The sequence below is a fragment of the Bacillus cereus group sp. MYBK216-1 genome (assembly GCF_051916495.1).
GTDB lineage: Bacteria > Bacillota > Bacilli > Bacillales > Bacillaceae_G > Bacillus_A > Bacillus_A thuringiensis_K.
Map to the genome: position 1 here is coordinate 79,314 of NZ_JBQAGT010000012.1, position 25,071 is coordinate 104,384.

The following is a 25,071-nucleotide window of genomic DNA, read 5'->3' on the forward strand; positions in this document are numbered from 1 at the left end:
TACCTACCAAAGGTACAGGTGTGTCCTTTTTTGTTTTATAGGGGGATAAGATATGAAATTAAAAACGAAATTATTAATTAGTTGTACGTCTGCATTGTTGTTATTACCTACATTGGCACATGCAAAGAATAGTGATGTACCCTTCTTTGATGGGAATGAAGAAAAATTTATGAAAGCAAAAGAACTGCAAATGCCAGGAAGGTTTTATCGTCCAGGAAGTGGGTATGCCGCAAAGGAATCACTATATTTAAGTGACTTACATTATCCAGCTGTATATAATGGTTCTTTTAGTTGGGATAATTCAAATGAAAACAAAGTACAAAATGAAGAACTCTCAGAACCTTTTGTTCGTATTGCTAATGAAGGATACCTAAACACTTCAGTTCCTGCAGGAGATCGTATGGTAACCGAAGTACAAAGAATTAATGATGACGTAATAGCTAGTAAGTATTGGGGGAATCCTGATTTTGTTTTAGCAGAAATACTGAAGTATAGACTTTCGCAGTATCAAGGAAGTAAAGTATATGGCGATTTTTACTGGATTCGTGATATTGCCTATTTATCCGGAGGGTATGCTGGATCTGGAGGAAACGCTAATAAATATAATTTGTGGTTTGTACGTACAAGTAAGCCTGAAATAAAAGAGATTAAAGTGTCTAGTAGCAAAAAAGATGTACCTGTTAAATTTATATTTAACGGTTTTGAATATGTAAGTAAAAATAAAGGATATAACGATCGAGATCCCAATGGAACAACAGTAAATCCTTATCAAAGAGCTGCAGGTGAACGTAATCGAGTCAAGTGGATTCTTGATATTATAAAAGATGGCGAAACTGTTCATCATCAAGAAAATTACTTACGTTCAACTCCACAAAAAGATAACCAAAAACCAAATGAAGGAGATGCAGGGCAATTTAAAAAAGAAGATATAACCTGGCAGCCGCAATTGTGTGGGCGATATACTGCGAAAATTAAAGTAACAGATGCTGTTCAAAGGGATTCAAATGAAAAGACTGTAAACTTTAATGTTGATGGCAACTGCGGTACAGAAGTAACACCTAACCCAGATCCAGGTGACGAAGATGACTTTAAATATAAAATTGACTTTTCTAGTGACAGAATCGAAGGAGAAACAGCAAGAGAAGGAAAGAATATAAAAACAAGAATAGATGTATCACGTGATAATTTTAAACCAGAACGTGACCAATATAGAGAAAAGGTAAATAACAATATTAATAAGTCCCAGCAAGAAGTAAATAGTTCTGAATCTGATAGAGATAGTGCACAGTCCAGCCTAAGTTATTGTCGCCGTAATCCAATTCATGAAGTAGATGCTGAGGGAAAGGATCACTATTATGATAGAGACTGCTCTTGGGAAGAAAATAAACTAGATAATGCGGCAAGTAAGCTAGATAATGCAAGACAGAAGTTAGAAAAAGAGAAGAATAAAATTAAAAAGTTAGATGTATTAGAAGAAAAATATACGAATCCTGAAACAGTAGTTGTGTTAAAACATAACGGACAACAAGTAGCTTTACAAAAGGTAAGATTAACTGAGGGAGAAAAGAAAACACTAAACTTGGATTGGCAACATAAAGGGAAGGGAACCATTCAGGCGGAAATTAACCCTGCTGGTAATCGTCTAGATATAGAAGAAACCACATACAAAAATAATCCTATTAAAACAGCAATTTATGAACCTTCAAGAGAAAAGGCAATGTGTGGAGTAACGAGTGTAAAAGGTGTAGTAGAAACAGTAAGCGGACGTGTGTCGGAAGAAGATACAGCGGGAGAAATGTTCTATGAAACATTAAGTGGAAGTATTGATAATCTATCACCTTCTAAGCTTCATAGTGGCTATGGTTTTTCCTATCAAGTAAATGGAACATATAAAAATCAGTGGAATGAAAATTATCCTGGTGTTTTTACAGCAGCAACGGCACAATATCCATTTGCAGATGAAGGGCTAAAAACAACACAAGATTTAGAGGCAATTTCTAATACTGGATTAGCATCAAGATTCCAACCTAAAAATATGTATATGTCTGAAATAACAGGACATGTTTTCGATAGCAAAAGACCAACTAAGTCTCTATATTGGGATGGTCAAGAAAAAATTATTGATGGCCAACGTAAATGGTATGCTCCATTAAAAACGAAAGATGGGAAATATGCATTCAATGTTGAAACAAAACCAGCGGGTGTAAATGAAATGAGCTTGTGCCTGACAAGTGAGGTAGAAATTAAAGGAGTCGCATACGATGACTTTAAAAAGAGAAGGGTGCTTGCAGATCTTCCATTTCCTGTGCAAACACCAGGATGGAACTGGGTTGGAAAGGAACATATTATTACTGATTTATCAAACTGGTACTATATGAAGAATAGAAAATAGTTAAGTAGTATTGTATAATAGGTTGAATCGACACAATAATATATCCATCATAAACTAGTAGCTGAATGGATAAACCAAAGGCACATCCCTTAATGGGATGTGCCTTTTTTTCATAGAAAGGGGAAATTAGAGTGGATAAAAAGAAAAAACAACGTGTTAGACGTGTGATTATTATGGGGGGTGTCGCAATAATTGTATCGCTATACATTGGAAGCGAATTTCAGGATCGGAATGGGAAGAGTTATGCTCCTGCAAAGTATTTTGAAACAGGAACAAAATTGATTTCGTTTTGATAATAATTTGGTCTCTTTTACCAACTATCGTGAACAAATCTGCATGACATGTACTATAGTTGATGTTATAATATGTGTAGAAGTATTATAATAATAGTTTTTGCATAAACTAAAGAAGACGAAGTGCTGGTAACACTTCGCCATATGTAACTGCTACCGCAAGGTGGTTGGTTACTAAAAATTTAGTTATTTTTTATTGAACCACCAAGTACGTTTGCGGCGTTGGGTGGTTCTTTTCGTTTTTCGTCGCTTTTTTTGTCTTTTTTTCCAAAACGTTGATAGGTATTTTCCTATATGTTTTGCAAAAAACACAGCGACTTCTCTAGCAATTACTTTCAGAAGTTCAATTGCTATCATGAAAAGAATGTCCATATTGTCACCTCCTTTCTCCATAAAATAAAAGAGAAAGGAAAGCAACCGACCACCCTGAAATATTCAGTTACATTATATTCATTATACCATATTTATAGTTGGGTTAATAGCTTAAAAACCTTGATATGACAACGTTTTTAAGGTTTTTTAAGTTTTGGGATCAGAGATTTGAAATGGTAAAAATAATATTTTTTTTAGAAATGATTGACATGAAACTCTATATATCATAATATTGAAATTGTAATATTAAAGAAATCAAATCCAACATTTTCATATAGACTTTAGATTAGCTAAAAGGACACACCTAAGGCGCATTATGCCATAGGTGTGTCCTTTTTTTGCGTTTAAAGGCTACATAAGGAGGAATACAAACATTGAAGCCATCTAAGTTTCAAAAGAAGCAGATTGCTGCGGTAGGTTTAGCTGCTGCAACTGTAGCAGGTATCTATGGGTACAATCATTTCGCAGTCGAAAATGCAGTAAAACCAACAAAGATTGTTGTAGCCGCAAAGGATATACCTGCGCATACAGAGATTAAAGAAGACATGCTAGTGGAACGAACATTACCTGGTGATGCGATTCCCCCCAATGCATTACGTGCAAATAAAAAAGAAGTAGTAGGTAAGTGGACAAATGATGGGCAGCCCATTACAGAAAATAGCTATCTCTTTAAAAACAAAGTAGTAAAGAAAGAAGAGTTACCTGACTCTGCCATTTTAAATTTAAAAGATGGAGAAGTTGCATTCCCGTTACTCGTTGATTTGGAAACAAGTTCAGGTAATAGTATCATTCCGAACACGTATGTGGACTTATATTTCAAACAGGTTGTAAAAGAAGGAGACAATGAAAAGGTAGTATTCGGTGGTCTTTTCCAACGTGTACGTGTGACTGCTGCAAAGGATAGCAATACAGAAGATGCCTTCGTGCTAGAAAAGAAAGAATCAAAAGAGGAACAAGAAGGAAAACAAAAGCCAAAGGTAACACGATTATATACACTGGCTGTTTCACCTGAACAGCTTCAATATTTAAATCGTGCAAAAACGCTTGGAGATGTAATTCCTGTTGCAGTCGGACAAAAAGTAGAACAAACAGGGAAAGAACTAGAACCAGCTGAAGGATTCTCGCAAATATCGGATCAAAAGAACATTTTAGACTATGTAGAGAAGCATTCGACCAATCCAATTTCTAAAAATGTAAAAGAGTATGTAGCGCAGTATCTGAACGAATCTAAGTAAGAAAGGAGTTTTTTAGATGGATCGGCAAGTAAAAATCATTGCTTTTTATGCCACAAATGAGAACGTAGGAAAAAGTACGTTAAGTATTACGATGGCAAATGAGTTAGCTCATCTAGGGAAAAAGGTGCTTTATGTAGAAGCGGACCAAGTAAGACCAAGTTTTGCGGTTGGAACTGGTCTTAGCCATGAGAGTAAAAATATGCTAGAGCTTGTAAGAAAAGAAAATGAATATAATCTTTCGCAGTATATTTGTACCAAGCAAGATTTGTTAGAGAAAAAAGTGAATCCAAGATTGATGCAAAAATTGCACGATAAGATGGATTTTCTGGTATTTCCATCAGGTTATAGTTTGGCTCAATTCCCAGAGATTCAAAACAAAGAATTGTTTGTAACGACATTTATCGAATCACTTGTAGATACAGAATATGACTACATCATTCTATCGGTACCAACTGAATTATCCGAGGTGCTAAGTTATCCGATCCTATATCAATCAGACCTTGTTGTTCATGTGCTAAATGGCAACCCTCGTGGTGCAATAGCGATTAAGAGAGAATTACAACTAATAGAAAATGCAAAGCTAACATTACCTCGAATGATTCATGTGCTAAATATGGCAGATGAGAATTATGTAGAAGATATTGAAAAGCTTTCTTCTCAAAAAATTGCGGTGACAATTCCGTATGACAGAGATCGTACGAGTTACGAATGGGGGATGCAATTTGGTTCCCCACAAATTAATACAAAGGTCCATCACATTATGGAAGCAGCTGGTCTTGGTATTCCATCCCAGCAATCCTCTATGAAAAAGGGTCTCTTTGGTTTACGAAATTAAAAGGGGGACAAGGAGTATGTGGGGCTATTTACAGGAAAAACAAATCGCCTTAAAGCGAAATCGAGTTGATTTATATCACTTTGGTTATATGATTCGTTCCAAATCAGCTCGAAAGTTAGGAACAACTACAGCTCAACAAATTAAAGATATAACAGATGAAATTCGTGCATTTTTAGTAAAAGATCATCGTGATATCCTAAGTGAATCCTTTATGAATAAAGAAAAGAGAGCAGCTGTAGAACAAATCATTAAAAGCTTTTTATTGAGTAATCAGGTCGTCATTTCAGAGGTACCTTCTGAACAATTACTAAATATGGTGTGTGACGAAATTGTGGGGTTTGGAATTATAGAACCTTTAAAAGAAGATAAGGATGTAACGGATATTTATATCAATGGCACAAAAGAAATCATTTACGAAAAAATTGGAGAGGGAGAATGTACATTTTCTTACCGATTTGAGACGGAAGAAGAAGTAAAAGCTCTAGCTTATAAGATGGTAAACAGTACATCAGAGTCATTAAATACAGCAAAGCCGTATGTGGACTGCGTGTTTCCATATATCCGCATCAATATTGCTTTAGATGAACTTGGGGGGCTCGGAACAACAATAACGATTCGTAAGAATGCGGATCACCTTCGTGCTTCTGAAGAGCGTATGTTATCTACCAATCAAGCGTCAAAAGAGATGTTGGACTTTTTGGCTGCCGCCGTGAAAGCCAAAATGAATATTCTAGTTGCTGGAGCTACAGGTACCGGGAAATCAGAGTTTATGAAATATCTTGCTTCTCACATTCCGAAAGGAAAGAAAAAAGAACGTACTCTTGTAGTAGAAGATAACCCTGAATTATATTTGCATCGCATTTTTCCGGAACATCATTTTGTTCCGATGCAATGTAGGGCATCGGAAGTAGAAGAAAATGCAATCGACTTTGATAGATTGTTAACAAATGCTTTACGTCAAGGACCAAAGCGATTAATTGTAGGGGAATCGAGGGGGAAAGAAGCGTTAAAAATGATTAACTTCTTCCAAACAGGACATCCTGGTTTCACCTCTGTCCATGCAAGAAGTGCAAAAGAAGCAGTTAGACGTTTAATGCTCATGTGTCTGCAAAGTGGTGCGAATATCGATGCTCAGTATTTATATGAATTAATCTCACAGACATTTGATGTGATTGTCTTTTTAGAAAAGAAAGATGATGGAAATCGCTATATTACAGAGATGATTGAGTTATTGGATTATCAAGATGATATACAGTTCAATCAGCTTTCTCAATTTATCCCTTCGGGTGAGGAATATGATGAAATGAATGAAAGAGTAGGAAAGATTCATGGAGATCATATCATTACAGCCAAGATGTCAGCTGAAATGGAGAAGAAATTCCGTTCTTCTACTGTAAATCCAGCTCTTTATGCACCATTCCTTTCAAAACAGGAGGTGCAATATGCATAGTTTATTGGCTTATGGATGTATATTTTTAATCTTTATTAGTGTAGGATTGCTTGTTTTACTTTTTTCGAAATCTAAAGGTTCTGCTCTCTCTCAATTTGTACAAGAAAACGAAAAAGAAGAAAGGCGCTTGGAATTAAGGAATATTAAAGGGATACGAATGTATCTACCACAATCCGTTATCCAAGAAGCCCAAAAGTACGAATGGAAATTGACGAAAAGTATGTACTGGGTATATACGATTCTTTCTGGGATGAGTATTGCAGCAGTATTCTATTTTTCTTTTGGTAGAGATCCTTTTACACTGATTACCGTTTTATCTGGATTTTTAGTTCCAAGGTTTCTTCTTTATCGAAGAAAAAAACGTTACTACTTGGTTGTCATTGACCGTCTTTCTATCTATATGAAAGCAGTAGCAAATGCACTTCAAATTAGTAACAATGCAAAACGGGTGTTAGTTCAGGTGAAGCCAATGATGCATGAAAGCATTCAAGAAGAAATAGAAAAAGTTTCTCTTTTATTAGAAGGTGGAACCACCATGCATCGTGCATTTAGAGGATTCAATGAAACGTTTAACTTTAGAGAATTGGTTTTCTTCCATGAAATGTTGGAAGTGTGCAGTCGAGAAGGTGGAACAAATTCAGTACAAGTCCTACTAGATATTGCAGAAGATTTTGAAAAACAAAAACTATACCTGGCAAGATTGCGTTCTAGTTTGTCGCAAGCACAACGTGCTTTTGTACAGAACTGCTTAATCGTTATCGCCATGCCAATTGTTATTATGTTGATGTCAAAAGAAGCATATGGATTTTTAGCAGGTTCTATGATGGGGAAAATCGCGTTAGTAGTAAATATGTTCATTGTCTTTTTCTTAGCAACCCGTGTAGAAAAGATTGCAAATTATAATCCAACAGAAAGAGGGGAATAAGGTGGCTACGATTTTAGCTGTAGTGGTATTCGTTGTCATGTACTGGGTATTCTCTACCTTTCTACAAAGTAAAAAAGACAGCGGTAGCTTACTTACGAATTATGTAGAAAATGCAAAACGAATTGAAAAGAAGAATTTAAATCAAATGATGCTCGCGCCCTTCCAGTCGTTAGCACATAAGTATCTGACAGAAGAAAAGAAAGAGCAGGTTCAGAAAAAATTAGAAGAAGCTGGCCTGGATACGAAACCAGAAGAATATTTAAAAATGAAGGTAGCATATCCCATCATTTTCACCTCTGTTTTCTTGATATGTACGGTGTTCCATGATTACTACTTATTTAAAGTGGGTGTGTTGATTTCACCGCTACTTTATTTCTATCCTGATTATCTATTAAAGAGAAGAATCAAGCAGGCGATAGAAGCTAGGAAGTTCGAATTACCAGAGTATCTAATTCCTATGTTGCAGTTGTTAAAAACACATACAACATTAGAAGCAGTAAAAAAGGCGCAAATATATGCTGGAAGACATCTTCGTCCGTATGTATCTACACTTACTGCGGAATTAGAAATGTATGCAGGATCGGATCAACCATTTCGAAACTTTGCAGCAGCCTTAAATAGTCCAGAAGTAAATACCTTTACGATTGCATTGCAACAAGCGCAAAAAACGGACAAGGTACAGAGTCTTCGTATTATGGATGCACAGATTAAAATGATGCGTGAGTTAAAACATGAGAACTATAACCGTCTCATTCAAAATAAACCAATGGAAATGAATAAATTTAACGTCGCAGTTATTGGATGTATTGTGATTTATCCAATGGTGATTGTTATTCAATCTTTAATGCAAGGATTTGCAAGCTTATAGAAGACATTATCAAAAATGGAATAGGTAAAGGAGCAAGATATATGTTAACGAAAATGAAGAATTGGTTAAAAAATGAAGACTCACAATTATCATCAGAAAATGGTATGTTAATCGCCTTGGCGGTCATTATCGTATTAGTGATTGGCCCGTTTGTATGGAAAGCAATCCAAGGTGGCTATGATACGATCCTGGCAAGATTCACAAAAGCATCAAATAATGCAGATGTGAATTCTTGGAACAAGTAATAGAAGATTTAGATGAATGATGTTTATTACGTATAGCTCAAATAAATGGATAAGGGAGATTCAATCATGTTAGCAAAAATGAAAAATTGGTTAAAAAATGAGGATTCGCAACTATCATCAGAAAACGGTATGTTAATTGCCTTGGCGGTGATTATCGTATTAGTGATTGGCCCGTTTGTATGGAAAGCAATCCAAGGTGGTTATGATACGATCCTGGCAAGATTCACAAAAGCATCAAGCAATGCAGACGTAAATTCTTGGAATAAGTAATTAAAGATTTAAATAGATAAGTTCTAATTTTAGTAGATTCTTAAAATCGATATATAAAGGAGACGAAATGAAATGTTAGCAAAAATGAAAAGTTGGTTAAAAAATGAAGACTCACAATTATCATCAGAAAACGGTATGTTAATCGCGTTAGCGGTGATCATCGTATTAGTAATTGGCCCGTTCGTATGGAAAGCAATTCAAGGTGGTTATGATACGATCCTGGCAAGATTCACAAAAGCATCAAGCAATGCAGATGTAGATTCTTGGAACAAAAAATAAGTTTTGGATTGAAAATAAGAGGGGGAGTGTTTCATATAGCTCCCTCCTTTTAAAACATAAGGAGGTATTATGATGAGATTCAGTAAAGTAATGATTCCCTCATTAGCAACAGTAGCCCTCGGTATATCACTAATGGGTACACCTACAAGTGCAGCAACAACAGCTGATACAAAACTAAATCAAAGTATAACAGGTGGCGAACATAATATTGCCGTTACACCAATTAGTAACTTTAACGCCGTAACGTTAAGTGGAGAAACGCAAGTGACACATGCAAATCCTGGTGTGCTAACAGTGACAGATGCAACTGGTTCAGGGAATGGTTGGAGAATCAATGTAAAAGCAGATCAATTTAAAATAAGTGGAGATGCTAAAACAAATCGAACACTTCCGAAGGGTTCCTTAGTTTTGAATAGTGGTGGTGCTGCTATTACAAAAGTAGGAGGGACAAGTTCACCAAATCCGGAGTTTAAAACGAGTAACTATATTATAGATACAGATAATCAAGTTACGATTTTAAGTGCGAAAAAAGATGAGGGTATGGGTAAATATAATGTTAGTTTCAATGATAAGTCCCTAGCTTTAACTTTAAATCCGCATAGTACGTATGTTGAGAATAAGGCTGGTGCTACCTCATATGAGTCAAAACTGACATATTCTATTGTAACAGGACCTTAAAAGAAATTTATTATATAGAAGGGAATCACGTATGTATGATTCTCTTCTGTACATAGAAAGTAGGGGCAGAATGAAAAGCTATGTATATAAAATTTTAATTAGTATTTTGATCGCAATTATATTCATTTTAAGTGTAAGCCTAAAACCTTTTAAAGTTGTTTATGCAGAAGAGAAACAAGATAGTTTACCGTTTGATGTAAGTATTCATGTCCCGGATAATCAACTAGGTGATATAAAAAATTATTTTAATTTACAGGTAAAAAAGAAACAGAATCAAACAGTAAAAATGGATGTACACAATAAATCTAATAATCCAATCAAAGTCAATGTAAGAGTTGCCAACGCTCTCACCTCTGCAAACGGAGGCATTATGTATGTACCAAATCGTGAAGTCTCACAAAGCATATTAATAGATGCAGATTTCTATATGGATCAGTATGTACAAGCTCCTGACGCTGTTACCTTAGAGGGGAATCAAACGAAAACTATAGAGGTACATTTAACCACACCAAGTCAAGAGGGAGTATTTTTGGGCGGATTATTATTTGAGTTAGCGCAAGGTACAAAAGCGCAGAATCTTGAAAAAGACGGATTGAACTTTTCTGTACAAAATCGCATTGAATATGCGGTAGCGATACAATTGAATAACAAGGAGACTGAAAATTCAATCAACGGAATGCCTCTTAAACTAAATGGCACAACTGTTGAATCTTATCCAACACAACCACAAGTCCATGCACTTATTCAAAATACAAATGCAAATATTGTAAGGGATGTAGCAGTTTACTATGAAATTTTATCCCAGGATAACGTTCTATTTCATGGTAATATTCCAGCATTCAATGTAGCGCCAAAATCCAAGGTAGGTTTAGCGATCCCATGGAAAGCGAAAGAATACAAAGATGGAAAGTATACACTGAAAATCACTATAAAGCAGAATGGTATACCAAAAATATATACGGAACAAATACGTATAACTGCTTCGAATGTGACAGAGTATGCGGAACAAACAGGTGCAGTAAAAGTGTTACCTGGATATTCTAATCAAATATATATAATAGCGGCTGGTGTTTTCATATTAATTGTTTCAATGTTTGTATTTGTATGGTGGAGAAAGAAACATGCAAATCAGAAGGAGCAAAATAAGGCATCTTCGGTAGCATAAGAATGGAATGGGGGAGGAAACAGTGAAATGGGGGAAGGTTCTTACTTCAATCATACTTTTAGGTGTATCGTGCTTATTTATTGATTCAAAAGATAATTCTATATTAGCTGATCAAATAGTAAAACAGCAAAATGGTATTCCAACACTCACTGCAAATGGAAAAGAAAATGAAGTGAAGCTAGAATGGGCGATTGATATCTTAGAGCAGGACGTATTATGGAAAATTGATTTTAATAACCCAAAAGACGTCAATTTGATGAGTGGTTGGGGAGAGTTTTACGGAAATGGGAATCAAAGTTTACAATCTGAAGTCTTTTATCCAAGTGGTACAGATACTAGCGGATACAAGGTATTTGATACAAAATTGGGTGGGAATCGAGTCTTATATCCTTATACAGTAAGAGAGAGTTCCATTGCTGTTTTTAAGCGATTAAACGTACCTAATAATGCTTATATTTCAGCAACATTTAAAGCGAAGTCACAAGGATTAGGGAGAATTAGTTTCTATGGTGATGGAAGCTGGGAAACAGGGAGGGAATTTGACTATTATAACGCTACTGTTTTAAAGGATGTTCCAAGCGGTTCAAAAGAATTAGAAATTAGTAATATCTCTTTGTTTCCGGAGAGGGAACTCGGTACCAACATACCAAGGGATAGAAGACATATAACTTCGGATATAAACAAAGATGTGTACCAAGATTCTCCCATGATAGATAAGGTGATACCTTACCAGGATGGTTCTGGAAAGGGCAAATTAATATTAAATAGTCCTATTGTGACTCCAATAAAACAAGGGGATCGTCTGAAAACAAGAAAATGGGCAGCGCCTATCCAATTACCGAATAATCGTACAGTCACAAAGAATGATACGAACAAAGATGTAAATGGATGGTCTACATTTAGTATGAATACTCAAGTTGCTAATAATCCGTTTTATATTACTGAGCAACGAGGCGTAACTTTTTATATGCTTGCGTATTCAGCAGGAATTACCTATGTGGATGAGTTAAAAGTGGGGTATGCATCTGAAGCAGAAGTATACAGAGGGAATCAGCAAATATATAAGGGCAGACTCTCTGACTATGTAGATAAAGAAGCAAAAGATCAAGCAGTACCAACAACACCAGAAAGCTTTCAAATTGAAAATAGAGAACTGAAAGAAACTAAAGTAACGTTTGCCCCTGCAAAAGATGATGGGAGTACCTATCATTATAAAATCCGTGGAGTTGGTAGGAATGGCGTTTCGGAATTTTCTAAGGAAGTTTCTGCAACTGTAACAAGTGGCGTAAAAGGATATGAATATGTAGTGAATGATAAATCCGACACATCAATTGATAAAGTAAGTGGTGTTCAGTTTACAAATCAGACTAGCATTCAGTTTCCGACTGATTATGCGAAACCACAATATGTACATATCCGAACGATAGATAAAGCTGGAAATAAAAGTGCAACAAAGCATATTTCTACCACACAAAAAGGACGGATAGACATGCTTACTGTGCCAAAAAGTGTAGAGTTCAGCCCGATTCAATTAAATGGAGAAAAACAAAATTCATTTGGCACATTAGGGAAACTCATGATACATGATAGTCGAAATCAAGCGGATGGATGGAGATTGAATATGACCATTTCGCAATTTACTGAGTCGAACATAGCAAAACAATTGCCAAAGGGTTCTCTATCCTTAAAAAATCAAGTGAGTGTAACAAAAGTAAAAGGTCCAGAGACAGGGAAACCTATTGTACAGATCCCAAATACACCTATTGATAATGAGGCAGCACACACTATTATCCGGGCTTCGAAAGATGTAGCAATTGGAGAATATCAAGTCGATTTTGGACAAAATGGATTACAACTGCAGTTAGATCCAGGGACAACTTATGTAGGGAAGGATAGGCAAGCCACTTATACTTCTACGGTCACTTGGTCTGTAGTGAGTGGACCGTAATAATACATCAAAACAGGAAAAAATAAGGAGAAAAAATTATGAGTATATATGTAATAGGAATACTACTAGGATATATGACCCTGAATGTATTTACTGACTTGAAATATAGAAAAACGAAAAATATATGGCATTTACTATTCTTAATTGTAGGTATAGGAATGACGTATTTTGCAGGAATAAGAACAGGAAAAGAGATTGTAATTGTACTAGTCATGGCCTTAGCGTGTGGTTTATTGCTAGAGACATTTAAATTCTCTTCACCTGGTGATACCAAGATGCTTGTGGTGGTAGCTTTATATATTAGCAATGTAGTAGAAGAATCGGCTATGCTTACCGCCATTACATTAACAGCTTTCCATTTGCTATTCTTTTGGATTGCTAGTGTGTATCGATTAATTAAAATTTTAGGGTTTGTAGGAGCGATTAAAGACCAATTGGAGCATGCTGTTTCTATATTTGGAGCAAAACTACCAAAGAAGGAAATAAAGCTGATACAGAGCTTTCCAGGGGCTTGTTCTATTTTATTAGGAGCAATTGTGTATATTACTTTCACTATTTATCAAAATGGAGGTATATTAGCTTGAATAGTAGAATCATTCATCAAAGAGAAACGTATATTTATTTTACGATATTCGCACTAGTAGGAGTACTGATTACAAATATGTTTATTAACATGGTATTTATACTAGCATATCCGTTACTTATCGGATTAATTGTACAGGTCGTCTTGCTTCAGAAGATAAAAAAACCGTTTTATCGGAGTGGAAAAGAATTAACGGAACAGTTAAAACTAAAAAATATGTTTCTAGTAGAATCAAACATTTTAGGAGATGAAGAAGGAACTGTATATGAAGTGCATCAAATGCCTTTTTCATTTTCTAATGGATTAATTAATAAAGATAAGAGTTATAAAATCATAAAACAAGAGTATGATAGAAAAGTCAAAGAGGATTTAACGAAAATTGCAAAATGGCAAGTTACAACAAGAGCTAGACTAGTTACGACAACGCATTTTCGTTTATATACAATTTGGCAGAAAAATAGTACAGGCTATCAATTAAAAAAAATAGAGGATTGTGTTGATCCATATGCCAAGATGAACCTAATTCAATGGATGATTGCTTCATTCTGTACGACTGGTCGTATTAAGTACGATAAAAAACCAAAAGAGTGGGCTAGCTATGAATGGATTACTTTAAGGTAAATAGAAAAGACAGAATGTAAAACTTCTGTCTTTTTTTATTTAGTTCTTAAAATATGAAGGGAAAATGAATATATTAAACAGTGTAATAGATAAAACATTCGAAGGAGTAGATTTAATTGACTAATTTACCTATGATTTTTGGAATGCTATTTTGGTTAGGATGGGCATTATTCTGCTGTTTAGCTCTTTTTGTAGCAAAAGATGAAAATAAGTATTTAAAAAGCCTATTGTTTAGTATGTTTATGACTATGTTATTAATTAAGGTGGGAGGATATTAATAGAGGGGGATCAAGCTCATTTTCTATTATGTCAAATTAGTAGTTTCATTTCGTTAAAAAGAGAACTCCATATAAAAATGGAGTTCTCTTTTTAAAATGACGATGAGATATGACTCAATATCTCATGTAGGACACTTTAATTATACATTACTTCAATAAATTAGAAAAGAATGTACAACAAAAGCTAGACTAGTTACGACAACACATTCGTGTGGATAATCACTAATTAAATTGTGTTCAAAAAAGCATTTCTTGAGAAATTCTTTTCTTTATGAAAAGAATTTTGTGAATATGTTGTTTTTTCACAGACAGTAATACAGATAAAGCTAATATTAGGCTGATTGCGGTAGCACAGCATAATGGTAGAAAGGAGAAAAATTAATGAGTGTTCATAACAAGCTATATTACTTAATACAAGTACGAGAGTATCTAAACTCAACACAGTATAGAGAAGCAGCTGCTTTTATCATTGCTAAAGACTTAGCAGAGAATATTCAAGAGAGAGACTTTAAGGTTAAGAGAACAGCGGTATTAGATCGTACTAATCTACAGTTACGCTCGATGAAGCTACCTTCTGTAAGTTATGGGTTTATCCGTAAGTTCCTTTGATGATGTAGTTGAAGATGTAGACGAAGTAGTTGCATTGATGTGATGTAGATGGGTTAGTCTTTGTAGTAGGATAAAGAGTTTGTAATACAAGAGTGATGCGAAATCAAAAACCAAAGTGATGCGAAAAAAAGCTAATAAACCATGTAATAACTGAGGAAGTGTCACTCACACCCAGGATACCAATTGGCTCAAGCTCCGTTGAAATAAAAAAAGATTATTCTGTACGAATAACCCTTCGAATTATTTTTATTCTTTATCTTTCTTTTCGTCTTCTCCAGACGATTGAGTGCCACGCCATTCAAGTGTGACTTTATCTCCGGCGACCATGCCTGGATAAGGTCTTATGTGAACTGTAACACCTTCGCCAAATTCCTCTCGATTGCTCGGCTCATCTAGACTTGGGATTTCTGGAAGGGCTAATTCTTCTTTTGAATCATTTTGCTTCTTATCAGACATATTCATTTTCACCCTCTTAGTTCAATTTTAATAGCCTCACCGATATTATTTCTCTTTTATGAAAGCTTATACCTACTTTATTATCTAGTAGACGTTAGGTCTCTGACATTAAAGAAAACTCCCAAACTTAAATAAAGCTTATGCATTTAGTGCACAAGCTCAAAAATATCTACTCTAGTTTATACATGATACAAAGCTTAAGAGTTAACCACCAAAGATAAATTGTTGAAACGGAGTAAAATTCATGATTGCCAATTAATCCATGGGAAGCATTATTTCTTAAGTTATCTCCGTGTTTTTCTACCAATAAGCTTTGAAGATCGAATACTAAATCATCCCCCCATAGCTCTTTTAATTTTGGTAAATAAAGTAGGGTATTTAAATTTTTTTCTTCTTGGATTCCATCGTTGCCTAGATTTGAAACTATTTCTCCTTCTTTGCTAAGTATATAACGAATAGAGTTTTCAATTTGAGGTATTAATAAATTAGTGCTGATTAAAAAATCTCCATGTAATCCATAATATAAGCCCTTTGCAAAAATTTCTTCTCGTCCTTCTGGAATAAAAGGATTATTAATTACTAATGGCGCAAGATGTCTTAACATTATAAAGTGTTCTAACAAGATTTGTTTACGTACTGGTTCTATAATAGCTTCTACTATAGCTTGGCGACGGTACCCCGCATTATTATACATTTCAATTTTTATTTCTTCTTCATAATCTTCGGTGCTGTCTGATAAAACAGAAGGAGATTTGCCAATTATCGTCCCCTCTGAGTTAACTTTGGCTGAGGTCATAAAATCTCTTAAAGGAGACTTTCTTATTACAGCTTTAGCTGTTTCTCTTAGCTCGTTAGTCCTAAGACTTTTATACATTAAGGCTAAAGTAACAAGCTTATCATTAAAAGATTTCCCTTTAACCTCATCGATTGAAATTTCTATCAATTCACTAATGTCAATCCCTTCGGTTTCAAATTCTTGCATTTGCGAAACTGATTTTTTCTGATATTCTAACATTCTTCTGTGAAGGTTATTTACTGTCTCGGTTGTGCCCTCAATTCTTCTGTATGCTTCAATAGCGCTTTGTAAGTGAGAAATGACTATGAAGTAAGTAGGATTATCTCTTAAAGCCATTTCAGCTTCCATTACGTATGTATTGGCACTTGATAACTTTGCTTCTTCACGTTCATTAAACCTTTTTTCATATGTTAAGCATTTAATACAAAGATTCCAATATTCTCTTGCTTTACTCCAATCTTCTCTATCTTCTTCAAATACTGCTCGTTCCTTCAAAATTTCAATGTGTTTTTCTAAATCGAACCTTTTTAATTTTAAAAGTAACTCAATAAGGGACTTAACAATAAATGATTCTTTATCAGTTTTATGTTTCTCAATTTCTTCTTCTAGTTTCTCAATTAATGATTCCCTAACCTGACTTTTTCTGAATAAACCTGCTAATTGAACAGCTCTTTCTAGTTTGGCTCCGCCAATATACCAAGAATTCACAGAATCTGCTTTATCATATACTTCAACATAACTTTCTATTGCAAGAATGGCTCTTTTAAAATTTCTTTGTCTTATCCATAAAACATCAGCTATTCTTGACTTAATTTCTGGATTGTTAATTTCCTCAATAATTTCTTCTAAAAAGGAAAGTTCCGATTTCTTCAGGTCTTCTATACTTGCTGATCTTTTTCCATCCATTATCAAAAAGGGCGTATAATGATTATCCTTTGAGTCCAAATCTGAATAATAAGATGTAACATCCCCTAATAATTTAAAAATATATTCTTTTTTTTCGTCTCCACTATCTTTGGCTTCCTGCATTGCTTTATAAAAACTTTGACTATAGACATGGTTTTCTTTTATATCTTCTGAGTTTATGATTTCTTGCCAACTAGTCTCTAAAAAATCTTCCTTTGTTAACGATATATTAATCATATTTTTTTCTCCTCATTTAATGGATAACTGGAATATTTAATTTTGTGATAATTTAGATGAAAGGTGAAGTAACATGTAAATGTTTTTCTAGTACTATTTACTATATAATCAATTATACAATAGTTTCCATAAATAGAAGTGAAAATATATATTGAACAAGTAGTTAGGAGAGATGTAGATGGCAATGCTAAGTTGGAATGGAATAAGGGATCAAGCCGTTTGTTTCTCAAAAGAATGGAAATAAGAAGATTCTTTGAGTTTGTTTATGTTTATTTGTTTGTTTATGTGTTATGCAATTTACTTTAGGTTATATTGAGGCATATTTTACATCTTATACAGGTAATGAGGGGACATGGAAAACTGCTCCTGAAGGCATACTAGTTATTTTAGGTCAATTTGTATTATATGAATTTACAAAATGTTAATACATTAAGTACTAAAAATAAGATCTTTTACAATATTCAGGAAACCAATAGTTGCTGGAATATAAACAAAAATTAATGATTTTTAATATAATGAATATAAAATGTATAGGGGGATGTAAAGTGAGAAAAAGAAAACAGAGTCTAAATGATTTAACTAAAGCTTTGATGCATTTTTGTTTGAAATTAAAACAGGAAAATCAGTTTCCTCAGCCACTAATTAATCATAAAGTAACTGATAATTTTTTGGAAGTAATTCAATGGGATGAAAGATTTCATGGAGTGTATTCTTTTGAGTTAATTGAGCATTTTATTTGCGATTATATGTTAGGGTTTTCAAAAGAAAAGGTAGAGAAAAGTGACGTTGAAAGTCTTTTAGAAGAATTAGAAAATTATTTACAAGCTAATTTAGAAGAATATTGGTTAATTGCTCCTTTAACAGGTGCTTTACTATCTAAATATAGTATTGTGAGCGAGAATTTATTCTTATTAGCAGGTAACAAAGAAGAGGCTCAACAATATTTGAAAAACCTAATTGGAGAGGAGTATTATAATTATGTTACTGAGAAAAGATTCAAAACAGATTATAAAGATGTTTTAATAGGTTATAAAATTAAATGTCAATACGAATACATAGAGACATACTATAATATCTTTTCATTTTATTTAAACTCAATGTTACATTTATATTATTATGCTAATATATACCCTAATTATGACTATAATACTAATAAAATGAGTTATAATTTGGATAATACGTACAGATTACCTTTAAGAGATTTTGTGGATACTAAGCGTATAATTTTATTCTCCCAGCGCAATCCTAATCATCAATTAGCTAGGCATGAAACTGATTGTCAACTAGATTTAAGTTTTTTTGAAAATGATGAACATCTTACTAATTTTATAGAAATGATCAGTTATTTACTTAATATAAACCCCAACCAAGATAAATTAAGTATTAAATTTTTAAATTCCTTAAAAATTTTTAAAGCAGCTCTTTCTTATGAAGAGAAAGATTTATTTACAGGTATAAGTATGACAATAGTATTATTAACAACAGCAAGTGAGGCCCTGTTTTTGAACCATAATGACGCAAAGAGGGAAAGTCTAAAAGCTATATTTTCTTCAATTTATGAAGGTACAGATTTTTCAAGTGATCAAGTAAAAGAAATAGTGGATAAAATGTATAAATTACGTTCAGAATTTGTTCATGGGGGTACTTCTACTTTTAAAGATTTTAATAGCGATTTTTCAAGTGGCCCAAATACGAAGTTACTTAATGATTTCAAAATTGTGTTTTCTAAAAGTATGTATCAGGTAATAGAACAGATTTTAAAGTTAAGCCCAAATGAAAGAACTATAAGTTTTTTTGAAGACTATATTAATTCACACAAGCAAATCAATGTACAGAAAATTTGCTTCTTTAAAAAGTTATGTAATAGATTGTTAAAAGGAAAAAAATAAAGAAATGGAGATAGATTAATCAGTGTTTTTTGCTTATAACGTTTTATAGGAGTATGAAGGAATTACTTAGTTGTAAGGCATAATTCCATCCTGATAGTACTAGTTTTTGGTAGGTAAATTACATATACAACATAATTAATTGCCAAGTAGATATTAAAAAATAGAGATAATTTATTAAAATCTTAATAAAAATAATTGAGAGGAAAGGCTATATATCGAATTACTCTTTATGGAGAAATAAATGTAGCTTTTCCTTCTTTGTTTTAAAGACTTTATATATTAACTCCTTGTTCCTTGAGGGGAAATTCTATTAGATTAAATATTATAGAAATAACAAATTCTCAATAAAATCGGGGTGGCCACATGTCAATCAATCTTATAAATAAAGATTTCGGGGAAAAGTTTTATAGCTTGCTAGATTCTACTGAAATGCAAGTCAATATAATTTCACCTTTTATAGGGCTTAAAACAGCTTTTGGTTTGGCTGAATGGATAGAAGGTTTAGAAAATATTAAGTGTTGTATAATCACCCGATTCAACAGGGAGGAATTTATAAGAGGTGCAAGTAGTATAGAGGGATTAGAATATCTTGTAAGAGCAGGTGCTAAACTTTATGCTTTACAGGATTTACATACAAAATTATATGTTTTTGATAATCAGTCAGTAATTATGGGATCAGCAAATTTTACTTTTAATGGGTTCTATAAAAATCATGAGTTTGGTCTATATATGGAAAATGAAAAAGAGTTTACCAAGCAATGTCAAGATTATTTTGACGGTATACTTGATAAACTGAAATCAAATGGAGATTGGGAAATTTCACTTGATAGAATTCTAAAGGAAAGACAGTATGTGAATAAAATTATTAAGAATTTAAAAGGCAAAAGGGACATGAATGAATATAATATTGCTAAGTGGGGGGCAGTAATAAATGATGTTTCTCAGTCAACACCACTAAATGGGACAGAAATTGACATTCTAGAAGATGCTATAAGTGATATCGTCACTGTTAATAATGGAAGAACAGGGATATGGCTTAAGTTTGAGGGAACAAGTAAAGAAAGAATTCGTAACGATGAAATTTATCTTAAAAGAAAAAGAAGAATTAATGAATATGTTAACAGAACATTTTTTCCAAAAAAACCTACTGGTATTAAGTCAGGCGATACAATTTTCTTAACTGTTGTTAGCAAGGATAAGGATGAAAATGAAGTTCCTATTATTATTGGCTATGCAGAAGCCCAAGGTTTTACCGAAAGCAACAAAGTTGATGAAACTGACAGTAGGTATCTCAAATGGAATAAAAGATTTCCATATTATATCGAATATACAAATGGAAAGTTTTTAAATGATAGCATTATGTATGGTATTTCTTTAAATGAATTATATAGGGAATTAAACCATAAGGTCTATCCTGCTACAGTCAATCAACCAAATTTAAGAATTGAAAATATAAAGAAAAGACATCATCAAAAGTCACATATCCAAATAACAGATATTGCAAAGGACTATTTAATAAAGAAACTAAATAATCTATTTGAAATACATGGGTATGACAATCTATAGAATAAGTATATATTCTAGATAGTATTTCGTTTTTTTGGCCCTGCTATCTAGATTTTGAGGTTTATTTCAATCGCACATAAAATCGTTGAAATTCTGCTATGAATTCATTAATATGGAAGTGTAGTTATTGTTTAATTGATTCCGTTTATTCCCACACTTTATTGTGTTGTGGTTGAGTTGTAGAAGCAAGTTGCGTCTTGTTTCATTTATGAAAGGGCTTCTTTGAGCCGATTAGTGTATATATAGCTTATTTTGCTATGCACATTTTTAATCGACTTGAAGGAGCCCTTTTTGTGTTGTTTTCAAGTTAGGAATCACTTGTAAAAGGTATTTAGATTTAGGTATACAAATAAAAAACACTGTGAGAAAAAACACAAGATTTGTGTTTTTTTGCTTTGGAAGGGGATCTTTATAATGAAATACGAACATGCAATTACACTAGATAAACCATTACTATCATTAGAGGAGATAATAAAAATCTTTCAGTGGAATGAAGTTACTCAACCAATTCGAGAGCGTGATTCTAGCATTTTCCGTGATACAGAAGATTATATTGCAGTTGAACTACTCACCACTTAACGTCCTTACGGACTTTTTGAAGTGGGAGATTCCTGCGAACACCGATGTATCCAACAGTTATCTTAGCAGGCTCTGCCCGTAGTCCCTACGGTGAAAACATAAGTATCTTGTACGTTGACTCACCACGCTTCCTACTTTAGCTTGGTTTTCGCAACTTCAGCAAACGTGGGGCGAAAGAACGTTGAAGATTTTACGGTTGCAACGTTTTTCTGCAACCAACCTCATATCTTCAGTTTTCAAAGAGCAATCTGTACAAGTATATAGTAGCAAACATGTTGGCTAATGCCAACCGACATTCATCTCCCACCTAAAATTGATGTTTTACACCTTCACATTTTTGAGGAAGGAGTCTTCTGTCGGAAAACAATAAACAGTATACAAGGAGTTGGGAATAATGAATTATAACATTCAAAAAGGTCAATTTCGTTTAACGAGTGCTTATCCAAGAGGTAGCTGGTGGGAATTTTACCGTGTTACGTGTCCGATTTGTCATGATACAGGTAATTGCATGCTGCATATTTCGCAAGAGAAGGTAGCATGTACACGTGTAGAAAGTAAATGGATTTATGGGAAAAACACGGGTAATCCAAGCTACATTCATTACATAAATGGAAAAGATAAGTATCAATTGCCTGAGGCGGATGAAGTTCAGATTCATGATAAGAAAAGTAATGAAGAATTAGATGTGTTTAATCGGAAGTTAATGGATTTCATACCATTGCAGGAGCATCATCATACACATTTATTACGAGATAGAAAAATGACTGAAGAACAAATACAAGTACGTCAATATCGTTCTTTCTTAAAACAACAAATTGTGTTAGAGGAGGATAATACGTATACAACTGTTTGGGAAAAGCTATTTAAACAGATTGGGAATAAACATTGCTGGCAGGGCATTCCGGGTTTTTATGAGATGAAAAAAGGTCAACTGTCTCTTCGTTTAATGTCAGGCTCTCCTGGTATATTGATTCCTTTTCGAAACCAGTACAATCAAATTGTTGGATGGCAGGTTCGTGTGGATGAAGTGAAAAACTCCGTTCATGTGAAATCGGCACCTACTGGAGTTCAAGCGGAATTAATCGAGCAGCCTAATGTTGTAAAGGTAACTAAAGATGGTGATTGTATCTTTGAAGGCGAACTAGAAGTGAGCAAAAAGGTAGAGATTCCATTTCAAGAGGGACAAATTGTTGTAAAGATCCATAAAGGGCAAAAATATCTATGGCTCTCATCAGCAAACAAAAATCAAGGGACTGGTGCAGGTGGTAGTGAAAATCCACTTCCTGTACATGTAGCGGTACCAAGTTCTCATTTAAAACACTGGAATTCTGGTACATTGCATCAAACGAAATCAGTAATAATCACAGAAGGACCTATGAAAGCCGATTTGATTGCTGATTTGATTCCAGAGAGATTTAATAAAGAGGAGATTTCTGAAATAGGAACAACGGTTCTTGCGATTCCTGGTGTAAATGCTTGGCGAATTACTATGCCTGTATTAAAGGATATGGGTATAGAAAATGTCTATTTAGCGTTTGATGCCGATTTAGTAGAGAATCAAAAAGTAAGGAAAGCTCTTATAGACTTTGCGACAGAGTTAAAGCGAGTGGGCTATAACGTAATCATAGCTGCATGGAACCCAACGCAAGGTAAGGGGCTGGATGATACAATGCAAGCGGGATTTAAACCTGTATTTCAGAGACTGTGAAAGTTATAAAGTAGGTTGATATTTTTATAAATAGATAGATTGAAAAAGATAGAGTTTTTAATTCTATCTTTTTCTTATATTCAATTAACTAAAAGAAGGGTAGAAGAGAATATGAATACATCTATGAAAAAAAATCTAGTAAATTTACGAGTTGATTTTGCTTTCAAGCGTTTGTTTGGAGTAGAAGGAAACGAGGAGATACTCATTGGTTTTCTTAATGCGGTATTACAATCCTCTTTAGATGAGGAAATCATTTCTTTGCATTTAGATGATCCGCATCTTCCAAGGGAGCAAAAGGATGATAAATTGTCTATTTTAGATTTGCGAGCTACTCTGAATAATGGTATAAAATTAAATATAGAGATACAGGTTCGCGACAAAAAAGACATGATCGAGCGATCTTTGTTCTACTGGGCTGGCATGTATTATTCCCAAATGACTCAGGGGATGAAGTATACAGAATTAAGACCAACCATTTGCATTAATATAGTGGATTTCATTCTGTTTCCAGGAGAAGAAGACTTTCATAATGTCGGTGTAGTCATGAACAAAAAATCGGAGCACATAATTTCAGAGAATATGCAATTGCACTTTCTTGAGATTCCAAAAGTAATTCGAGAATGGCAAGAAGATCGAATGGATCCATGGGAGGATATATTAGCACGCTGGCTATTATTATTTCCTGCATATGAAGATGAGAAATTAACTACAATCCTGGAGGGAATCGCGATGGAAAAAGATCCAGTTTTGAAAAAGGCAATAGAGGATTGGGAGCGTTTAAGTAGTGATAAGGACTTTTTACGCTTATATGAAGCGAGAGAGAAGGCAATAAAAGATAGAATATCAGAAATAGAGACGGCAGAAGAAAAAGCAGCAAAAGAAACCAAAATACAACTAATTCAAAACTTGATTAAAGTAGGTGTACCTATAGAAAAGGTTGCAGAGGCTACTGAAATAAGTATGGAAGAAGTCCATAAAATTTTAAAGAATGAATAGTAGATAAAAGCTATAAAAACAGGTAATTCCATAAATATATGAAATTACCTGTTTTTTTGTTTTCTTTACGGGTAATTAACAAATACATTTTTGGTTGTGTTGTTGGCTTAGAAAAAAGGTCGATAAAATATCCTGAGAAGATTCATTTTATCATATACCCAACTTTTTGTGTTATTAGGGTTTGAGAATTGATAAAGTGTTTTAATTCGTAAAATTACCTTACATGGATTTTTAGGTGTTTTTTAAATTACAATAATAAGTTAAAAAAATAAATATATGTAAGATTCATAATGGATATCCATGTATTTTACTTTGTTTTTTTGATTTCTTCCCTTGTAGAAGTACATTGGAGATAGGGAATTTCCTGATAAAAACAATATCATTTTATATAGAAAGATATAATTTAAAAAATTTCTAATTTAAGAAAAAAATAGAATTTTGTATAATTTTGTCTTGAAAAAAAGATTTAATAGTGAGAAAATTACCAATATAAAAAAAGGGGGGCAAAATTATGACTGGTTATAAAAAAAATATTGAAGAATTCAAAAAAAATGGGTATTTGTTAATTAAAAATGTATTTTCTGCTGAGGAAATTAAAGAACTAAAAAGAGAGATTTCAGCGTGTGCTGGTAAGGATTTGAATCATGAAGGTATTGGAGCAGCAGCAGCAATTATTGATCGTCCTATTGATTTGGAAGATTTTCCAGTAGGTGTAGCACAAGGTCTACACAAAATCGAAGCGGGTGCTCCAGTAGGCGTAGCACAAGGTCTACATAAAATTGAAGCGGGTGCTCCAGTAGGCGTAGCACAAGGTCTACATAAAATTGAAGCGGGTGCTCCAGTAGGCGTAGCACAAGGTCTACATAAAATTGAAGCGGGTGCTCCAGTAGGC

Annotated in this window: 25 protein-coding genes and 2 pseudogenes; 24 read left to right on the plus strand and 3 right to left on the minus strand. The window is 33.8% G+C overall.

Annotation, left to right across the window (positions count from 1 at the left end; translation table 11 throughout):
* The first annotated feature begins 52 nt into the window (after nucleotides 1-52).
* Together ACTFRH_RS26870 and ACTFRH_RS26875 are read left to right on the plus strand one after the other, a co-directional pair.
* Nucleotides 53-2,392 (plus strand): hypothetical protein, encoded by a 2,340-nt coding sequence (locus ACTFRH_RS26870; protein ID WP_000769806.1) that lies wholly within the window; start codon nucleotides 53-55, stop codon nucleotides 2,390-2,392.
* A gap of 131 nt (nucleotides 2,393-2,523) precedes the next feature.
* Nucleotides 2,524-2,685 (plus strand): hypothetical protein, encoded by a 162-nt coding sequence (locus ACTFRH_RS26875; RefSeq protein ID WP_000358428.1) that lies wholly within the window; start codon nucleotides 2,524-2,526, stop codon nucleotides 2,683-2,685.
* Nucleotides 2,686-2,871: 186 nt separating this feature from the next.
* Here the strand turns inward: ACTFRH_RS26875 and ACTFRH_RS26880 are convergent, their stop codons facing one another.
* Nucleotides 2,872-3,057: a hypothetical protein gene (locus tag ACTFRH_RS26880; protein WP_000353171.1), complete on the minus strand. Its 186-nt coding sequence runs from the start codon at nucleotides 3,055-3,057 to the stop codon at nucleotides 2,872-2,874.
* 374 nt (nucleotides 3,058-3,431) lie between these two features.
* Between ACTFRH_RS26880 and cpaB the strand changes: the two genes are divergently transcribed.
* The 15 genes from cpaB (at nucleotide 3,432) to ACTFRH_RS26955 (ending at nucleotide 15,046) form a co-directional block, all read left to right on the plus strand.
* The gene (gene cpaB, locus ACTFRH_RS26885; protein ID WP_000804774.1) at nucleotides 3,432-4,292 is read left to right on the plus strand and encodes a Flp pilus assembly protein CpaB; all 861 of its coding nucleotides are present in this window, start codon (nucleotides 3,432-3,434) and stop codon (nucleotides 4,290-4,292) included.
* Nucleotides 4,293-4,308: 16 nt separating this feature from the next.
* Nucleotides 4,309-5,127 carry an AAA family ATPase gene (locus ACTFRH_RS26890; protein ID WP_000375868.1) on the plus strand — a complete coding sequence of 273 codons (819 nt, stop codon included), beginning with the start codon at nucleotides 4,309-4,311 and terminating at the stop codon, nucleotides 5,125-5,127.
* Between the two features lie 16 nt (nucleotides 5,128-5,143).
* Nucleotides 5,144-6,577: a CpaF family protein gene (locus ACTFRH_RS26895; protein ID WP_216475505.1), complete on the plus strand. Its 1,434-nt coding sequence runs from the start codon at nucleotides 5,144-5,146 to the stop codon at nucleotides 6,575-6,577.
* Nucleotides 6,570-7,502 (plus strand): type II secretion system F family protein, encoded by a 933-nt coding sequence (locus ACTFRH_RS26900; RefSeq protein WP_095022135.1) that lies wholly within the window; start codon nucleotides 6,570-6,572, stop codon nucleotides 7,500-7,502. Before ACTFRH_RS26895 ends, ACTFRH_RS26900 begins: the two co-directional genes overlap by 8 nt.
* Before the next feature lies 1 nt (nucleotide 7,503).
* Nucleotides 7,504-8,370, plus strand: coding sequence for a hypothetical protein (locus ACTFRH_RS26905; protein ID WP_065230087.1), 867 nt, complete (start codon nucleotides 7,504-7,506; stop codon nucleotides 8,368-8,370).
* A 41-nt stretch (nucleotides 8,371-8,411) separates the two neighbouring features.
* Entirely contained in the window at nucleotides 8,412-8,615 is a 204-nt protein-coding gene (locus tag ACTFRH_RS26910) for a hypothetical protein (RefSeq protein ID WP_000956352.1), read from the plus strand.
* Between the two features lie 66 nt (nucleotides 8,616-8,681).
* Complete coding sequence (locus ACTFRH_RS26915) at nucleotides 8,682-8,885, plus strand: hypothetical protein (protein WP_000879955.1); 204 nt, start codon at nucleotides 8,682-8,684, stop codon at nucleotides 8,883-8,885.
* A 72-nt stretch (nucleotides 8,886-8,957) separates the two neighbouring features.
* Nucleotides 8,958-9,164, plus strand: coding sequence for a hypothetical protein (locus ACTFRH_RS26920; protein WP_000879960.1), 207 nt, complete (start codon nucleotides 8,958-8,960; stop codon nucleotides 9,162-9,164).
* Between the two features lie 72 nt (nucleotides 9,165-9,236).
* A complete protein-coding gene (locus tag ACTFRH_RS26925) occupies nucleotides 9,237-9,842 on the plus strand; it encodes a WxL domain-containing protein (protein ID WP_097862069.1) in 606 nt (201 codons plus the stop codon).
* Nucleotides 9,843-9,912: 70 nt separating this feature from the next.
* Nucleotides 9,913-11,007 carry a WxL protein peptidoglycan domain-containing protein gene (locus ACTFRH_RS26930; protein ID WP_440048842.1) on the plus strand — a complete coding sequence of 365 codons (1,095 nt, stop codon included), beginning with the start codon at nucleotides 9,913-9,915 and terminating at the stop codon, nucleotides 11,005-11,007.
* 22 nt (nucleotides 11,008-11,029) lie between these two features.
* On the plus strand, nucleotides 11,030-12,955 hold the full coding sequence (locus ACTFRH_RS26935) for a WxL domain-containing protein (protein WP_440048841.1): 1,926 nt from the start codon (nucleotides 11,030-11,032) through the stop codon (nucleotides 12,953-12,955).
* Nucleotides 12,956-12,993: 38 nt separating this feature from the next.
* Nucleotides 12,994-13,539: a hypothetical protein gene (locus ACTFRH_RS26940; RefSeq protein ID WP_440048840.1), complete on the plus strand. Its 546-nt coding sequence runs from the start codon at nucleotides 12,994-12,996 to the stop codon at nucleotides 13,537-13,539.
* A complete protein-coding gene (locus ACTFRH_RS26945) occupies nucleotides 13,536-14,159 on the plus strand; it encodes a hypothetical protein (RefSeq protein WP_098287060.1) in 624 nt (207 codons plus the stop codon). The genes ACTFRH_RS26940 and ACTFRH_RS26945 overlap by 4 nt, the downstream gene beginning before the upstream one ends.
* Before the next feature lie 116 nt (nucleotides 14,160-14,275).
* Nucleotides 14,276-14,437: a hypothetical protein gene (locus tag ACTFRH_RS26950; protein ID WP_176522195.1), complete on the plus strand. Its 162-nt coding sequence runs from the start codon at nucleotides 14,276-14,278 to the stop codon at nucleotides 14,435-14,437.
* Nucleotides 14,438-14,818: 381 nt separating this feature from the next.
* Entirely contained in the window at nucleotides 14,819-15,046 is a 228-nt protein-coding gene (locus tag ACTFRH_RS26955; RefSeq protein ID WP_440043674.1) for a hypothetical protein, read from the plus strand.
* Between the two features lie 246 nt (nucleotides 15,047-15,292).
* Here ACTFRH_RS26955 and ACTFRH_RS26960 read toward each other — a convergent pair whose 3' ends face one another.
* Nucleotides 15,293-15,502, minus strand: a complete 210-nt coding sequence (locus ACTFRH_RS26960) for a hypothetical protein (RefSeq protein ID WP_257201687.1) — start codon at nucleotides 15,500-15,502, stop codon at nucleotides 15,293-15,295.
* A gap of 169 nt (nucleotides 15,503-15,671) precedes the next feature.
* Nucleotides 15,672-17,441 (minus strand): DUF4209 domain-containing protein, encoded by a 1,770-nt coding sequence (locus ACTFRH_RS26965; protein ID WP_440048839.1) that lies wholly within the window; start codon nucleotides 17,439-17,441, stop codon nucleotides 15,672-15,674.
* Nucleotides 17,442-17,716: 275 nt separating this feature from the next.
* Here ACTFRH_RS26965 and ACTFRH_RS26970 point away from each other — a divergent pair.
* The 7 genes and pseudogenes from ACTFRH_RS26970 to ACTFRH_RS27000 all read left to right on the plus strand — a co-directional run.
* Nucleotides 17,717-17,866, plus strand: a pseudogene (locus tag ACTFRH_RS26970) (DUF3937 family protein); the annotation flags it as partial.
* A gap of 120 nt (nucleotides 17,867-17,986) precedes the next feature.
* Entirely contained in the window at nucleotides 17,987-19,330 is a 1,344-nt protein-coding gene (locus ACTFRH_RS26975) for a hypothetical protein (protein ID WP_440048838.1), read from the plus strand.
* 363 nt (nucleotides 19,331-19,693) lie between these two features.
* Nucleotides 19,694-20,896, plus strand: coding sequence for a phospholipase D family protein (locus ACTFRH_RS26980; RefSeq protein WP_098587388.1), 1,203 nt, complete (start codon nucleotides 19,694-19,696; stop codon nucleotides 20,894-20,896).
* A gap of 414 nt (nucleotides 20,897-21,310) precedes the next feature.
* Nucleotides 21,311-21,475 (plus strand): hypothetical protein, encoded by a 165-nt coding sequence (locus tag ACTFRH_RS26985; RefSeq protein ID WP_440048856.1) that lies wholly within the window; start codon nucleotides 21,311-21,313, stop codon nucleotides 21,473-21,475.
* A 394-nt stretch (nucleotides 21,476-21,869) separates the two neighbouring features.
* Nucleotides 21,870-23,183 carry a DUF3854 domain-containing protein gene (locus ACTFRH_RS26990; RefSeq protein WP_440048837.1) on the plus strand — a complete coding sequence of 438 codons (1,314 nt, stop codon included), beginning with the start codon at nucleotides 21,870-21,872 and terminating at the stop codon, nucleotides 23,181-23,183.
* Between the two features lie 111 nt (nucleotides 23,184-23,294).
* On the plus strand, nucleotides 23,295-24,179 hold the full coding sequence (locus ACTFRH_RS26995) for an Rpn family recombination-promoting nuclease/putative transposase (protein WP_440048836.1): 885 nt from the start codon (nucleotides 23,295-23,297) through the stop codon (nucleotides 24,177-24,179).
* 511 nt (nucleotides 24,180-24,690) lie between these two features.
* Nucleotides 24,691-25,071: pseudogene (locus ACTFRH_RS27000) on the plus strand (hypothetical protein); the annotation flags it as partial.

What these genes read in the sequence shown, in the direction of transcription:
- ACTFRH_RS26910 (WP_000956352.1), top strand. Translation starts at nt 8,412, where the DNA reads ATGTTAACGAAAATGAAGAATTGGTTAAAAAATGAAGACTCACAATTA.
- ACTFRH_RS26915 (WP_000879955.1), top strand. Translation starts at nt 8,682, where the DNA reads ATGTTAGCAAAAATGAAAAATTGGTTAAAAAATGAGGATTCGCAACTA.
- ACTFRH_RS26960 (WP_257201687.1), bottom strand. Translation starts at nt 15,502, where the DNA reads ATGTCTGATAAGAAGCAAAATGATTCAAAAGAAGAATTAGCCCTTCCA.
- ACTFRH_RS26890 (WP_000375868.1), top strand. Translation starts at nt 4,309, where the DNA reads ATGGATCGGCAAGTAAAAATCATTGCTTTTTATGCCACAAATGAGAAC.
- ACTFRH_RS26995 (WP_440048836.1), top strand. Translation starts at nt 23,295, where the DNA reads ATGAATACATCTATGAAAAAAAATCTAGTAAATTTACGAGTTGATTTT.
- ACTFRH_RS26980 (WP_098587388.1), top strand. Translation starts at nt 19,694, where the DNA reads ATGTCAATCAATCTTATAAATAAAGATTTCGGGGAAAAGTTTTATAGC.
- ACTFRH_RS26930 (WP_440048842.1), top strand. Translation starts at nt 9,913, where the DNA reads ATGAAAAGCTATGTATATAAAATTTTAATTAGTATTTTGATCGCAATT.
- ACTFRH_RS26920 (WP_000879960.1), top strand. Translation starts at nt 8,958, where the DNA reads ATGTTAGCAAAAATGAAAAGTTGGTTAAAAAATGAAGACTCACAATTA.
- ACTFRH_RS26965 (WP_440048839.1), bottom strand. Translation starts at nt 17,441, where the DNA reads ATGATTAATATATCGTTAACAAAGGAAGATTTTTTAGAGACTAGTTGG.
- ACTFRH_RS26870 (WP_000769806.1), top strand. Translation starts at nt 53, where the DNA reads ATGAAATTAAAAACGAAATTATTAATTAGTTGTACGTCTGCATTGTTG.
- ACTFRH_RS26925 (WP_097862069.1), top strand. Translation starts at nt 9,237, where the DNA reads ATGAGATTCAGTAAAGTAATGATTCCCTCATTAGCAACAGTAGCCCTC.
- ACTFRH_RS26880 (WP_000353171.1), bottom strand. Translation starts at nt 3,057, where the DNA reads ATGGACATTCTTTTCATGATAGCAATTGAACTTCTGAAAGTAATTGCT.
- ACTFRH_RS26900 (WP_095022135.1), top strand. Translation starts at nt 6,570, where the DNA reads ATGCATAGTTTATTGGCTTATGGATGTATATTTTTAATCTTTATTAGT.
- ACTFRH_RS26940 (WP_440048840.1), top strand. Translation starts at nt 12,994, where the DNA reads ATGAGTATATATGTAATAGGAATACTACTAGGATATATGACCCTGAAT.
- ACTFRH_RS26990 (WP_440048837.1), top strand. Translation starts at nt 21,870, where the DNA reads ATGAATTATAACATTCAAAAAGGTCAATTTCGTTTAACGAGTGCTTAT.
- ACTFRH_RS26985 (WP_440048856.1), top strand. Translation starts at nt 21,311, where the DNA reads ATGAAATACGAACATGCAATTACACTAGATAAACCATTACTATCATTA.
- ACTFRH_RS26955 (WP_440043674.1), top strand. Translation starts at nt 14,819, where the DNA reads ATGAGTGTTCATAACAAGCTATATTACTTAATACAAGTACGAGAGTAT.
- ACTFRH_RS26895 (WP_216475505.1), top strand. Translation starts at nt 5,144, where the DNA reads ATGTGGGGCTATTTACAGGAAAAACAAATCGCCTTAAAGCGAAATCGA.